The organism is Chenggangzhangella methanolivorans (genome assembly GCF_019797865.1).
In the GTDB taxonomy this organism is placed as follows: domain Bacteria; phylum Pseudomonadota; class Alphaproteobacteria; order Rhizobiales; family Methylopilaceae; genus Methylopila; species Methylopila methanolivorans.
The window spans coordinates 4,851,995-4,864,851 of the sequence record NZ_CP081869.1; the positions used below are offsets into that span (position 1 = coordinate 4,851,995).

Sequence of the window (12,857 nt, forward strand, 5' to 3'; positions counted from 1 at the left end):
CGTTCAGCCCTCGACGCGGACCTGCGGCGCGCCGGCCTCGACGCGCCCGATGACCGCCGCGTCCGCGAATCCCGCGCCGCGAGCGAGGGCGACGAGTTCTGCGGCCTTCTCGGCGCGCAGCTCACCAGCAGGCCGCCGGATGTCTGTGGGTCGGTGAGAAGATGCCGGCGCCAGTCCGGGAATCCGTCCGGCAGGGAGACCGCCTCGCCATAGCTCTGCCAGTTGCGGTGCGAGGCGCCGGTGACGTAGCCGTCCTGCGAGAGTTTTTCGGCGAGCGGCAGCAGCGGCAGCGCGGCGGCCTCGACGACCACCGACACGCCGGCGCCGCTCGCGACTTCGAGCCCGTGGCCGAGCACGCCGAACCCCGTGACGTCGGTCATGGCGTGGACGGCGGGGTCCTTGGCGAACTCCGCCCCGATCCTGTTCAGCCGCGTGGTGGTCGCGACGAAATCGCGATAGCCTTCGGCCGACAGTCCCTCCCGCTTGATCGCGGCCGAATAGACGCCGACGCCGAGCGGCTTCGTCAGGATCAGCGCGTCGCCGGCCTTCGCGTCCGAGTTCTTGCGCAGCCGGTCGCGCGGGCAGGTTCCGACGACGGCGAGGCCATAGACCGGCTCCGGATTGTCGATCGAATGGCCGCCCGCGACCGGAATGCCGGCCTCTGCGCAGATCGCCGCGCCGCCTTTCAGGATTTCGGCCACCATCTCGGGCGCGATCTTGCCGACCGGCATGCCCAGAATCGCCAGCGCGAAGATCGGCGTTCCGCCCATGGCGTAGATGTCCGAGATCGCGTTGGTCGCGGCGATGCGGCCGAAATCGATTGGGTCGTCGACCATCGGCATGAAGAAGTCGGTGGTGCCGATCACGCAGGTCTCGTCGTCGAGCGCCCAGACGGCGGCGTCGTCCGAGGTCTCGGTGCCGACCAGCAGCCGCTCGAACGGCCCGTGCTTCGGCTGGCGCTCGAGCAGCGAGGCGAGAACGCCCGGCGCGATCTTGCAGCCGCAACCGCCGCCATGGGCGAGGCTGGTGAGGCGGACCGGTTCTCCGGCGGGCGGCTGGACGGCGATGGTCATCGGTTCTTGCTCCTCCGGCGCCACCATATGGCGACGCCCTGGCCGGAAGCGAGCGGCTCGCCGAACCATGTCCGCGCGAGGCCGCGCCGAGGGATTGCGCTCGCCGCGTCTGGCGCGCCAGAATGGCCGCGCTGGCCGGTCGGCCGCAAACTCGCCTTCGGCGTCGCTCGCGACGCTCTTTCGGGTCCGTCCGGCCGCGCGCGCAATGACAAGGCGCGAAACGCGCCGGCCCAAGGGGACCCGCAGATGACCATCAGCCGTCGTGAGTTTGGACTTGCCCTTGGCGTGGCGCTCGGCGCGCTGCCGCTCGCCGGCGCCGCCGCGCGCGCGCAGGACGCGCCGACCTTCGTGTTCACCGCGATCCCCGACCAGGACGAGAGCCGTCTGGTCCAGCGCTTCACCAAGGTCGCGACCTATCTCGAGGGCAAGCTCGGTGTGAAGGTGAAATACGTGCCGGTGAAGAGCTATCCGGCCGCCGTCACCGCCTTCACCAACGGCCAGGTGCAGCTCGCCTGGTTCGGCGGCTTCACCGGCGTCCAGGCGCGCAAGGCCAACGCCGGCGCGCAGGCGATCGCGCAAGGCGCGGAGGACGCGAACTTCACCACCTATTTCATCGCGAACGCCGCCACGGGTCTCGAAAAATCCGCCGACTTCCCGAAGGCGGCCGCGGGCAAGACCTTCACGTTCGGCGCGCGCTCTTCGACGTCCGGCCGCGTCATGCCCGAGCATTTCATCCGCCAGGCTTTTCCGGGCAAGACGCCCGAGCAGGTGTTCCCGACGGTGGGCTTCTCGGGCGACCACAGCCGCACCATCCAGCTCGTCCAGTCGGGCGCCTTCGAGGTCGGGGCGGTGGATTTCTCGGTCTGGGGCCTGGAGCAGAAGGCCGGCAAGATTGACGACGCCAAGGTCAAGGTCATCTGGCAGAGCCCGCCCTATCCCGACTACCAGTGGACGGTGCGCGGCGACGTCGACCAGACCTTCGGCGCGGGCTTCACCGAAAAGCTGAAGGCGGCGATCCTCGCGGTCGACGACCCGGCGATCCTGGAGCCGTTCGCCCGCTCGAAGTTCATCCCCGTGGACAACGCCGCCTACGCGCCGGTCGAAGAGGTCGCCAAGGCGACCGGCCTGCTCGACTAAGCCGGCGCGCAGTATGGGCGAGCCGCTTCTTGAACTCCGCGGGGAAACCGCGGGCTATCGCGGCAAGCCCGTCCTGCGCGACCTCGACCTGACGGTGAACGCTGGCGACCGGGTCGCTCTTCTGGGGCGATCCGGAGCCGGCAAATCGACTTTGCTGGGGCTGATCCACGAACGCCTGCGCGCGCAGGCTTCGCTCGTGCCGCAAGCCGCCGCCCTCGTGCGCACGCTCTCGGTGTTCCACAACGTCTATATGGGCCGGCTCGACCGGCGCTCGACGCTGCACAATCTCCGTACGCTCATTCGCCCCGCGCGAGCCGACGCCGAGGAGGTGCGGGCGACGCTGCGTCTCGTCGACATGGGAGGCGCATTTCTCCGCGCAGGCCGGAGCGCTCTCGGGCGGCCAGCAGCAGCGCGTCTCGGTGGCGCGCGCGCTCTATGACGGGCGGCCGGTGCTCATCGGCGACGAGCCCGTCTCCGCGCTCGACCGACGGCAGGGCGGGGCGGTGCTCGAACAGCTCAGCCAGCGCCACGAGACGCTGATCCTGGCGCTTCACGACGTGCCGCTGGCGCTCGAACGCTGCGACCGCATCGTCGCGATCGACGGCGGCCGCATCGCGCTCGACGCGCCGTCGCGCGACCTCGACGTCGCGGCGCTTGCGCGGTTCTACGAGGCGAGCGCGTGAGCGGCCCCGGCCGGGCCGCGTCGCTCGGCTACGCCTCCGTCAGCCGCTGGTTCATCGCGCTCGCCGTCGCGGCGCTGTTCGCCGCCGACCTCAAGATCACCAGCCTCGACCCCTGGGCGGACCTGCGCCGCCTCGCCGCGGGCCTCCTCGGGCCGGACTTCCCGGCGGTCGAGCTTTCGAGCGTGGTCTATACGGTCGCTTTCGCGGTGGCGGGCGTCGGGCTCGGGGCCGGGACCGGCTTTCTGCTCGCGATCGTGTTCGCGCGCTCGCGGGCCGTGCGGGTGTTCTGCGCCTCGATCCGATCGGTGCACGAGCTGTTCTGGGCGCTGCTGCTTATGCAGATCTTCGGACTCTCGGCCGCGACCGGGTGCTGGCGATCGCGATCCCTTACGCGGGCATGTGCGCCAAGGTCTATTCGGAGATGATCGAGGAGGCGGACCTTTCCGCCGTCCGCGTGCTGCCGCCGGGAACCTCGGCGATCTCGGCCTTCGCCTTCGCGCGGCTGCCCGACCTGATGGAGCCGATCCGCACCTACACGCTCTACCGGCTCGAATGTGGCATGCGCTCCACCCTGGTGCTCGGCTTCATCGGCCTGCCCACGATGGGCTTTCACCTCGAAAGCGCGTTCCGGCAGGGGCGCTATGCCGAGGCCGCGGCGCTGCTCCTCACGTTCTACGCGGTGGTCGCCACCAGGCGGCTCTGGACGCGCGCCGCCGTGCTGCCGTTCCTGATCGTCGGGAGCCTGCTAGCGCTGCCCTCGGCGCCCGCGGCGGGCTCGGCGCTCGCCAATCTCGGCCGCTTCTTCAGCCAGGCGACGCCCGCGCCCTTGCGCAACGGCGACCTGCTGTCGGCCGAGACCTGGGGCCGCTTCCTCGATTGGCTCTGGCCGATCCTGTCGAACCAGGCGCTGCCGGGCGCGTTCCAGACGCTCGTCCTGTCCCAGATCGCGCTGGTCGCGACCGCGTTCGGGGCGCTGATCCTGTTCCCGCTGGTCTCGCGGCGCTTCGCAGGGCGGCTCGGCCAACCGCTCGGGCGCCTGATCCTGATCGTGGTGCGCTCGACGCCGGAATACATGCTGGCCTACGTGCTGCTGCAGGCCTTCGGCCCCTCGATGCTGCCGGCGATCGTCGCGCTGTCGCTCCACAACGCAGGCGTCATCGGCTATCTGCTCGGCCGGCAGGCCGACGGGCTGGCCTATCGCGCCGACGCGCCGCGAGGCTTGAACCTCTACGCCTACGAGACCGCGCCGCGGCTCTACGGCCAGTTCCTCGCCTATCTGCTCTATCGCTGGGAGATGATCCTGCGCGAGAGCGCGATCTTCGGCATTCTCGGCGTCGCCACGCTCGGCTTCTATGTCGACGCCGCGATCTCGGAGCTCCGGTTCGACGTCGCCGTCGTGCTGATCGTCGTGACGGGACTGTTGACGCTTTGCGTCGACGCGCTGTCGCGCGGGCTGCGCAAGGCGCTGCGGATCGACGCGCTCCCGACACGGCTCTCGACGGCGAGCCTCGACGGAGGGGCGAGAGGTTGAGTTTTGCGGGCGTCCGGGCGGCGCGACCGGGGCGTCTTCCGCTTTCCCGGGGCCTGTCTTCCCGGGGCTTGGGCGCAGTCAGATCAACGGCGCTGGCCCGGAGGGTGAAAAGCCCAAACGACGAAACGCCCCGTCGGCGAGCCGGCGAGGCGTTTCAATCTGGTCGATGCGGCAGGTTCAACTGGTCGTAGGCCGGCCCGCTTGGGGGCGCTCGGCTGGTCACGAACCTTGCGCGTCGTCGATCTAATCCGGCAGTCGTTCGTGCTCGGCGTCAGTCTTTCAGGTGCCGTTCCGATCCAGCGGCACGCAAAAGATGGTCGTCGGCAAGATAGCTGTCGGTCGAGGTAGCCCAAATTTAATATCGGCCGCAATCTAAACGCGCTCCGGATGCGCGCAATTGCGGTTAGTCTACGCTTCGGCGGAGTCATTTTTTTAGACCTCCGGTGTCTGTGTTGACGCCGAGAATCATGCGCCCGTCTCCCGCGGTCGTCAAGCAAAGATGCATGCGAAAAAATGCGAACATGGAGGCTTCGTGAAAACGTCATACGGGATCGGCGGTTAGCGCGATCACGAAAAAGGGCGCTCCTTCCGGAGCGCCCTTCGCAGGCCGACAGGGTTCTGACGGGTCGCGTCAGACCGAGTAGTACATGTCGAACTCGACCGGATGCGGGGTGTGCTCGAAGCGGATCACCTCCTGCATCTTCAGCTCGATGAAGCTGTCGATCTGGTCGTCGGTGAACACGTTGCCCTTCTTGAGGAACTCGCGGTCCTTGTCGAGGCTCTGCAGCGCCTCGCGGAGCGAGCCGCACACCGTCGGGATCTTCTTCAGCTCCTTCGGCGGCAGGTCGTAGAGATCCTTGTCCATGGCCGCGCCCGGATCGACTTGTTCACGATGCCGTCGAGGCCGGCCATCATCAGCGCCGCGAAGGCGAGATAGGGGTTGGCGGCGGGATCGGGGAAGCGGACTTCGACGCGCTTGGCTTTCGGCGAGGTCGTCCACGGGATGCGGCAGGAGGCCGAGCGGTTGCGGGCCGAATAGGCCAGCAGCACCGGGGCTTCGAAGCCCGGCACGAGGCGCTTGTAGGAGTTGGTGGTCGGGTTGGTGAAGGCGTTGATGGCCTTCGCGTGCTTGATCACGCCGCCGATGTACCAGAGGCACTCCTGGCTGAGGCCGGCGTACTTGTCGCCGGCGAAGAGCGGCTTGCCCTTCTTCCAGATCGACATGTGGCAGTGCATGCCGGAGCCGTTGTCGCCATAGACGGGCTTGGGCATGAAGGTCGCGGTCTTGCCGTAGCTCGCGGCCACCTGATGGATCGCGTATTTGTAGACCTGCAGGTGGTCGGCCATGCGGACGACCTCCTCGAACTTCAGGCCGAGCTCGTGCTGGGCCGAGGCCACCTCGTGGTGGTGCTTCTCGACCTTGGCGCCCATGGCCGCCATCGCCGCCAGCATCTCGCCGCGCATGTCCTGCGCGCTGTCCATCGGCGGCACCGGAAGTAGCCGCCCTTGGTGCGGATGCGGTGGCCGAGGTTGCCGGTGTCGTATTCGGCGTCGGAGTTGGTCGGCAGCTCGTCGCTGTCGAGCTTGAAGCCGGTGTTGTACGGCGTCGCGGGCGAAGCGGACGTCGTCGAACACGAAAAACTCGGCCTCGGGGCCGAAATAGATGGTGTCGCCGATGTTCAGCGACTGCATGTAGACCTCGGCCTTCTTCACCGTGCCGCGCGGGTCGCGCTCATAGGGCTCGCCGGTGGTGGGCTCGAGCACGTCGCAGACCACGGAGAGCGTGGTGGCCGCGAAGAAAGGATCGATGCAGGCGGTGGCGACGTCCGGCATCAGCAGCATGTCGGACTCGTTGATCGCCTTCCAGCCGGCGATCGAGGAGCCGTCGAACATCTGGCCCTCGGCGAAGAACTCCTCGTCCACCATCGTGATGTCGAAGGTGACGTGCTGCCACTTGCCCTTGGGATCCGTGAAGCGGAGATCGACGTACTTCACGTCGTTCTCCTTGATGAACTTCATGATGTCGCCGACAGATTTGATCGCCATAGTTCTTGTCCTTGGGGTTGTCGCCCGCAGGTCTTCTCGCTCGAAGGCAGCCGCCTGCGTGGCGGTCTTGGTTCGCTAATAGCCCGTCCGCGATGACGAAAACACGTCAGATCGCGTCGGCGCCCACTTCCCCGGTCCGGATCCGGATCGCTTCCTCCACGGGGGACACGAAGATCTTGCCGTCGCCGATCCGGCCCGTCGCCGCCGCCTTGCGGACGGCCTCGACGGCGCGGTCGACCATGTCGTCGCCGAGCACGACCTCGATCTTCACCTTGGGAAGGAAGTCCACCATATTCGGCGCCGCGATAGAGTTCGGTATGGCCCTTCTGGCGTCCGAATCCCTTGGCCTCCGTCACGGTGATGCCTTGAACGCCGACGTCCTGAAGCGCCTCCTTCACCTCGTCGAGCTTGAACGGTTTGATGATCGCTTCGATTTTCTTCACGTCTTCGGGCCTCCTCGTCGCGCGCGGCCGCGCGCTCCGGAACCGGGCGCCGCGACGGCGGGACGCCGCGCACTTAGCAGCTAGCGTGCCACCCACCGGCCTCGCGGAAAACGGCTCCGTGGTCAAGAGACGGCGCGCCCGGAACAGATATCTTTGGTCAAAGCGGTCTCAAGATGGACAATTTATGAGCATGCCCGGCGCCATAGCTGAAGGCGGGCGGTCACAAAGCCGCGCGCGAAATGAGCATTTGCATCGCGCGCGTTCTATCTGGCGGCTCGCATGACCCAGGATCCGATCGAACTCCTCACGCCCTCCGAAATGGCCTCGGTCGACGCCGCCGCGATCGCGGGCGGGGTTTCGGGCGAGACGCTCATGGAGGCGGCGGGCGCAGCCGTCGCCGACGCCGCGTCGCGGCGGTTCCGCGAGGCGCGCCGGGTGCTGGTGCTGGCCGGGCCCGGGAACAATGGCGGCGACGGCTTCGTGGCGGCGCGGCTGCTCGCGGAGTCCGGACATGACGTCACGGTCGCGCTCCTGGGCGAGAAGGCCGCGCTCAAGGGCGACGCCGGCGCGATGGCGGCGCGGTGGGTCGGGCCGACGATCGACGTCAGGGACGCCAGGCCCTCGGGCGCGGATCTCGTGATCGACGCGCTGTTCGGTGCCGGGCTGTCGCGGCCGCTCGAGGGCCGGGCGGCGGCGGCCGTCGAGGCGGCGAACCGCTCGGGCAAGCCGATCCTCGCCGTCGACATTCCGAGCGGCGTCGACGGCGCGACGGGACGACCGATCGGCGAGGTTTTCATCCGGGCCGCCGCCACCGTCACCTTCGTGCGGTTGAAGCCCGGCCATGTCCTGCTGCCGGGGCGGAGCTTCTGCGGGTCGGTCGATCTCGCCGACATCGGCGCGCCGTCCGAGGCGGTGGCGGAGCCCGGCGCGAAGACCTTCCTCAACCGGCCGGCGCTCTGGCGCGACGCGATCCCCGAGCCCTCGATCGAGGGCCACAAATATTCGCGAGGCCATGTCGCGGTCTGGAGCGGGCCGGCGCTCGCGGGCGGCGCGAGCCGGCTCGCCGCGACGGCTGCGCTGAGAGCCGGGGCGGGGGCCGTGACGCTGCTCGGACCCCGGCCGGCGCTCGAGGCCCATGCGGCCCACGTCACCGCCGTCATGCTGCGCGAGACAGACGGGCGCGGCGGCTGGTCGAGCTTCCTCGGCGGCCGGCGCGTCGGGACCTGGGTGTTCGGCCCGGGCGCGGGGACAGACGCCAGACCGCGCGCAGCCCTCGACGAGGCCTTTCTCGCAGGCGGCAAGGCGGTGCTCGACGCCGACGTCTCCTTCGCCGACCGTCCGGAAGAGCTCGCGGCGGCGCTGGAGGACGGCTCCATCGAAGCCGTCCTGACGCCGCATGAGGGCGAATTCGCGCGCCTGATGGGCGAGCGGGCCGACGGCGCCGCGTCTAAGCTCGAACGCGCCCGCGCCGCCGCGGCGCTGATCGGCGCGACAATCGTGCTCAAGGGGCCCGACACGGTGGTCGCGGCGCCCGACGGGCGCGCCTCGATCGCCGACAACGCCCCGGCCTATCTCGCGACGGCCGGCGCGGGCGACGTGCTGGCGGGGCTCGTCGCGGGGCTGCTCGCGCAGGGCGCGCCCGCCTTCGAGGCGGCCTCGGCGGCGGTCTGGCTTCATGGCGAGGCCGCGAAGGCGGTCGGGCGGGGCCTCATCGCCGACGACCTGCCGGGCGCGATTCCCGCGGCGCTGCGGCTGATCGACTAACGCCGGCGCGAGGTCGCGCGGGGACGCAGCTCGTCGAGGACGTCGGCGTTCCGGCGGCCCCAGTCGTAGAGCAGTTCGAGCGGCTCGACGAAGCGGACGCCGAGCGGCGTCAGCCGGTATTCGACGCAGGCCGGCACGGCCGCGGCGTCCTCGTGGCGCAAGACCAGGCCGCTCTCCTCCATCTCGCGCAGCGTCTGGAACAGCATCTTCTTGGAGACGCCCGGAAGGCTGCGCAGCAGCGCGCCGCTGCGCGCGCTCCCGCCCCAGCGCAGGTGCAGGACGTGCAGCACCATGGTGGTCCATTTCGAGCCGAAGAGCTCCAGCACGCGGCGCGGCGCGCAGTCTTCGGCCCAGTCCTCGTCGGCGACAGCTGCTGGCATGCGCAGGCTCCGGAAATCGGGTTGGTCACCAATTGGGGCCCTCTGGCGGGGGTCTTCAAGGGCGCCTAGCTCGGCGCTTGAAGGAGACCCACCATGCAGAACAAAGCTCTCATCGTCGGCGCGAGCGGCATCATCGGATCGGCGCTCGCCCGGAGACTTCTGGACGACGGCTGGAGCGTCGCCGGGCTGGCGCGGCGGCCGGTCGAGGCCGCGGGCGTGACGCCGGTCGCGGCCGACCTGCTCGACGCAGAGGCCACCGCAAAGGCGCTGAAGGGGCTCGCCCCCACCCATGCGTTCATCGCCACCTGGTCCCGGCAGAAGACCGAGGCCGAAAACATCCGCGTCAACGCCGCGATGGTGCGCAACCTGCTCGACGGGCTGCGGCTCGAAGGCTCCGTGCGCCATGTCGCGCTCGTCACCGGCCTGAAGCACTATCTCGGGCCGTTCGAGGCCTTCGGCACGGGCAAGGTCCACGACACCCCGTTCCGCGAGGAGCAGGGCCGGCTCGAGGTCGACAACTTCTATTACGCGCAGGAGGACGAGCTGTTCGCCGCCGCCAGGCGCGACGGCTTCTCGTGGAGCGTTCACCGGCCCCATACGGTCATCGGCAAGGCGGTCGGCAACGCCATGAACATGGGAACGACGCTCGCGGTTTACGCCACGATCTGCAAGGAGACCGGGCGCCCGTTCCGCTTTCCGGGATCGCCGATGCAATGGAACGGGTTGAGCGACCTCACCGACGCCAAGCTGCTGGCGCGTCATCTCGCCTGGGCCGCGACGACGCCCGCGGCCGCCGACGAGGCGTTCAACGTCGTGAACGGCGACATCATCCGCTGGAGGTGGATGTGGGGCCGCGTCGCCGAATGGTTCGGGCTGGAGCCCGCGCCGTTCGACGGCGAGATCGCGCCGCTCGAGCGCCAGATGGCCGACGACGCCGAAGTCTGGAGGCTCATCGCCGAGCGCGAGGGGCTGGTCGAGAGCGACCTCGGGCGGCTCGCTTCGCCCTGGCACACCGACGCCGATCTCGGCCGCCCCGTCGAGGTCGTGACCGACATGGGCAAGAGCCGGCGGCTCGGCTTCCTCGACCACCAACCCACGGACGACGCGTTCTTCGCCCTCTTCGAGGAGTTGCGGCGCGACCGGCTGATCCCGTAGCCGCAGCCTCGAGCGGATCGCGAAGGGCGACGCGGGCGCAGTCGGCGTTTTTTTGGGCTCGCGTCGTCGGAGCGTCATGGTATAGACCGGCCCGCGCTTCGCGCCGGGAAACCGGCGGCGGCGGGGCGTTTCGCGCGTGGGCCGCGGGCGTGGTGGAACTGGTAGACACGCGGGATTTAGGTTCCCGTGGCGAAAGCCGTGGGGGTTCAAGTCCCTCCGCCCGCACCAGACGAAGCCGGCGCCCGTCGTCGCCTTTTCGATTTTCCGCGGACGCGGACGGCCCCCGGGCCGGATGCGTCCCACAACCGTTCAAGACTAAAAGAGACCGCTCCGATGCAGGTGACCAGACCCTCGACGAAGGCCTGAAGCGCGAATTCAAGATCGTCGTGCCGGCCTCCGATCTCGACGCCCGCCTCAACGAGCGTCTCGACACGCTGAAGGACCGGGTCAACATCAACGGCTTCCGCAAGGGCAAGGTGCCGCTCGCGCATCTGAAGAAGCTCTACGGCAAGTCGGTCATGGCCGAGGTGCTGGACCAGGTGGTGGCCGAGGCCAACCGCAAGATCGTCGACGACAACGGCCTCAAGCTCGCCATGCAGCCCAAGGTCAAGGTCACGGCCGAAGACGAGCCGGACGAGCAGAAGGCGGTTCTGGGCGTCATCGAGGGCAAGCATGACCTCGGCCTGACCGTCGCGCTCGAGGTGCTGCCCAAGGTCGATCTCAAGGACGTCTCCGAGCTCGAGGTCGAGCGTCTCACGGCTGAGGTCGCCGAGGCCGACGTCGACGAGGCGGTCGAGCGCGCCAAGCAGAATCGCGCCTTCGCGGCCAAGGACGGGCCGCCGCGCTCGGCGACCGCGTGACGATCGACTTCGTGGGCAAGATCGACGGCGAGGCCTTCGAGGCGGCTCGGCGACCGACGCTCCGCTCGAGCTCGGCTCAAACAGCTTCATCCCCGGCTTCGAGGAGCAGCTCGTCGGCGCGGCCAGCGGCGAAGAGAAGCAGGTCTCGGTGACGTTCCCGGCCGAGTACCAGGCCGCCCCATCTCGCCGGCAAGGACGCGACCTTCGACGTGACCGTGAAGGGCGTCGAGGCCCCGGGCGAGCTCGCCATCGACGACGAGTTCGCCAAGAGCCTCGGCATGGAGAGCCTCGAGAAGCTCAAGGAAGCGATCCGCGAGCAGATCGCCGCCGACTACGCCCGCATCTCGCGCCAGAAGGTGAAGCGCCAGCTTCTCGACGGCTCGACGCCCAGTACGCCTTCGACCTGCCCCCGAGCCTCGTCGAGCAGGAGTTCGACAACGTGTGGGCCAGGTGGTGGCCGACCTCGCCCGCCAGGCAAGACGCTCGCCGACGAAGGCGAGGACGAGGAGGAGGCCAAGGCCGAATACCGCAAGATCGCCGAGCGCCGCGTGCGCCTCGGCCTCGTGCTTGCGGAAATCGGGGACAAGCACGAAGTGAAGGTCGCCGACGACGAGGTCACCCGCGCGCTCGTCGAGCGGGCGCGGCAGTATCCGGGCCAGGAGCAGCAGGTCTGGGACTTCTACCGCAACAACCCCGACGCGCTCGCGGAGCTCCGCGCGCCGATCTTCGAGGACAAGGTGGTGGACGCCATCCTCGCCAAGGCGAAGGTGAACGAGCGCAGCGTCTCCAAGGAGGAGCTGCTGTCGGACCCCGAGGCCGACGAGGAAGCGGCCAAGGACGCGGCGAAGGCCAAGTCCAAGGCGAAGCCCAAGGCCAAGAAGGCCAAGAAGGCCGACGCCGAGCCGGCGGCCGACGAGGCGGGCTCCGCCGAGGCTTGACGGACGGGGCTATAAGACGGCCTCGTTTGCCGGAACGAGTCGGGCGGCGGCATTCCTCGCCGCCCGCGGACTTCTCAAGGATGAGGACGTGAAATGCGCGACTACCAGGACCTGACCACGAACTTCCTCATCCCGATGGTCATCGAGCAGACCAATCGCGGCGAGCGTTCGTTCGACATCTATTCGCGCCTCCTCAAGGAGCGCATCATCTTCCTTTCGGGCCCCTTCAACGACGACATGGCGGCGGTGATCTGCGCCCAGCTGCTGTTCCTCGAAGCCGAGAACCCGAAGAAGGAGATCGCGATCTACATCAACTCGCCGGGCGGCGTGGTGACGTCAGGCTTCGCGATCTACGACACGATGCAGTACATCCGCCCGCCGGTGGCGACGCTGTGCATGGGGCAGGCGGCCTCGATGGGCTCCTTCATCCTGATGGCCGGCGAAAAGGGCATGCGCGCCTCGCTGCCGAACGCGCGAATCCTCGTGCACCAGCCCTCGGGCGGCTTCCAGGGCCAGGCCTCGGACATCGAGCGCCACGCCGAGGACATCGTGAAGATCAAGCGCCGGCTGAACGAGCTCTACGTGAAGCACTGCGGCCGGACCTATGAGGAGATCGAGCGCACGCTCGATCGCGACACCATGATGTCGGCCGAGCAGGCCAAGGACTTCGGCCTCATCGACGAGGTGTTCGAGCGCCGCCCGGTCGACGGCGACAGCGAGCCGAAGACGGCGTGACGCTCGGGCGTCGGCCGCGTGACGAAAACGCGTCGTCAACGACGTTCTTTCGAGCGCGGCCTTCCGCCTGTTGCTGCGCGCGCGCAATCGCCTATCATCGACGGCGGCGTTG

At 68.9% G+C, this 12,857-nt stretch carries 8 protein-coding genes, 1 tRNA gene and 5 pseudogenes; 10 read left to right on the top strand and 4 right to left on the bottom strand.

The annotated features are described in order from the left end of the window. Positions 1-3: 3 nt before the first annotated feature. Positions 4-1,073 (bottom strand): annotated as a pseudogene (gene selD / locus K6K41_RS25485) (selenide, water dikinase SelD). A 246-nt stretch (positions 1,074-1,319) separates the two neighbouring features. On the opposite strand from selD, the gene K6K41_RS25490 reads away from it, so the two are divergent. The 5 genes and pseudogenes from K6K41_RS25490 (at position 1,320) to K6K41_RS25510 (ending at position 4,424) form a co-directional block, all read left to right on the top strand. Then, positions 1,320-2,210 carry a putative selenate ABC transporter substrate-binding protein gene (locus K6K41_RS25490; RefSeq protein WP_261402839.1) on the top strand — a complete coding sequence of 297 codons (891 nt, stop codon included), beginning with the start codon at positions 1,320-1,322 and terminating at the stop codon, positions 2,208-2,210. A gap of 13 nt (positions 2,211-2,223) precedes the next feature. After that, positions 2,224-2,505: pseudogene (locus K6K41_RS30850) on the top strand (ATP-binding cassette domain-containing protein); the annotation flags it as partial. Beyond that, positions 2,495-2,893: an ATP-binding cassette domain-containing protein gene (locus K6K41_RS29815; RefSeq protein WP_346433461.1), complete on the top strand. Its 399-nt coding sequence runs from the start codon at positions 2,495-2,497 to the stop codon at positions 2,891-2,893. The pseudogene K6K41_RS30850 and the gene K6K41_RS29815, both read left to right, overlap by 11 nt. Then, entirely contained in the window at positions 2,890-3,318 is a 429-nt protein-coding gene (locus tag K6K41_RS25505; RefSeq protein ID WP_261402840.1) for an ABC transporter permease family protein, read from the top strand. The genes K6K41_RS29815 and K6K41_RS25505 overlap by 4 nt, the downstream gene beginning before the upstream one ends. Then, on the top strand, positions 3,261-4,424 hold the full coding sequence (locus K6K41_RS25510) for a PhnE/PtxC family ABC transporter permease (protein ID WP_261402841.1): 1,164 nt from the start codon (positions 3,261-3,263) through the stop codon (positions 4,422-4,424). The genes K6K41_RS25505 and K6K41_RS25510 overlap by 58 nt, the downstream gene beginning before the upstream one ends. A gap of 631 nt (positions 4,425-5,055) precedes the next feature. Here the strand turns inward: K6K41_RS25510 and glnA are convergent. Both glnA and K6K41_RS25525 read right to left on the bottom strand, forming a co-directional pair. Next, positions 5,056-6,470 (bottom strand): annotated as a pseudogene (gene glnA / locus K6K41_RS25520) (type I glutamate--ammonia ligase). Positions 6,471-6,576: 106 nt separating this feature from the next. After that, positions 6,577-6,913: pseudogene (locus K6K41_RS25525) on the bottom strand (P-II family nitrogen regulator). 279 nt (positions 6,914-7,192) lie between these two features. Here K6K41_RS25525 and K6K41_RS25530 point away from each other — a divergent pair. Next, positions 7,193-8,677: an NAD(P)H-hydrate epimerase gene (locus K6K41_RS25530; RefSeq protein ID WP_261402844.1), complete on the top strand. Its 1,485-nt coding sequence runs from the start codon at positions 7,193-7,195 to the stop codon at positions 8,675-8,677. On the opposite strand, the gene K6K41_RS25535 is transcribed toward K6K41_RS25530, so the two are convergent. Next, positions 8,674-9,057, bottom strand: a complete 384-nt coding sequence (locus K6K41_RS25535) for a winged helix-turn-helix transcriptional regulator (RefSeq protein WP_261402845.1) — start codon at positions 9,055-9,057, stop codon at positions 8,674-8,676. The two genes, K6K41_RS25530 and K6K41_RS25535, sit on opposite strands and share 4 nt — an antisense overlap. A 93-nt stretch (positions 9,058-9,150) precedes the next feature. On the opposite strand from K6K41_RS25535, the gene K6K41_RS25540 reads away from it, so the two are divergent. From K6K41_RS25540 to K6K41_RS25555, 4 genes and pseudogenes are all read left to right on the top strand, one after another. Next, the gene (locus K6K41_RS25540) at positions 9,151-10,212 is read left to right on the top strand and encodes an SDR family oxidoreductase (RefSeq protein WP_261402846.1); all 1,062 of its coding nucleotides are present in this window, start codon (positions 9,151-9,153) and stop codon (positions 10,210-10,212) included. A gap of 143 nt (positions 10,213-10,355) precedes the next feature. Beyond that, positions 10,356-10,440 (top strand) — tRNA-Leu (locus K6K41_RS25545). 134 nt (positions 10,441-10,574) lie between these two features. Next, positions 10,575-12,010: pseudogene (gene tig / locus K6K41_RS25550) on the top strand (trigger factor). A gap of 93 nt (positions 12,011-12,103) precedes the next feature. Then, positions 12,104-12,745, top strand: a complete 642-nt coding sequence (locus tag K6K41_RS25555; RefSeq protein ID WP_261402847.1) for an ATP-dependent Clp protease proteolytic subunit — start codon at positions 12,104-12,106, stop codon at positions 12,743-12,745. Positions 12,746-12,857 lie beyond the last annotated feature (112 nt).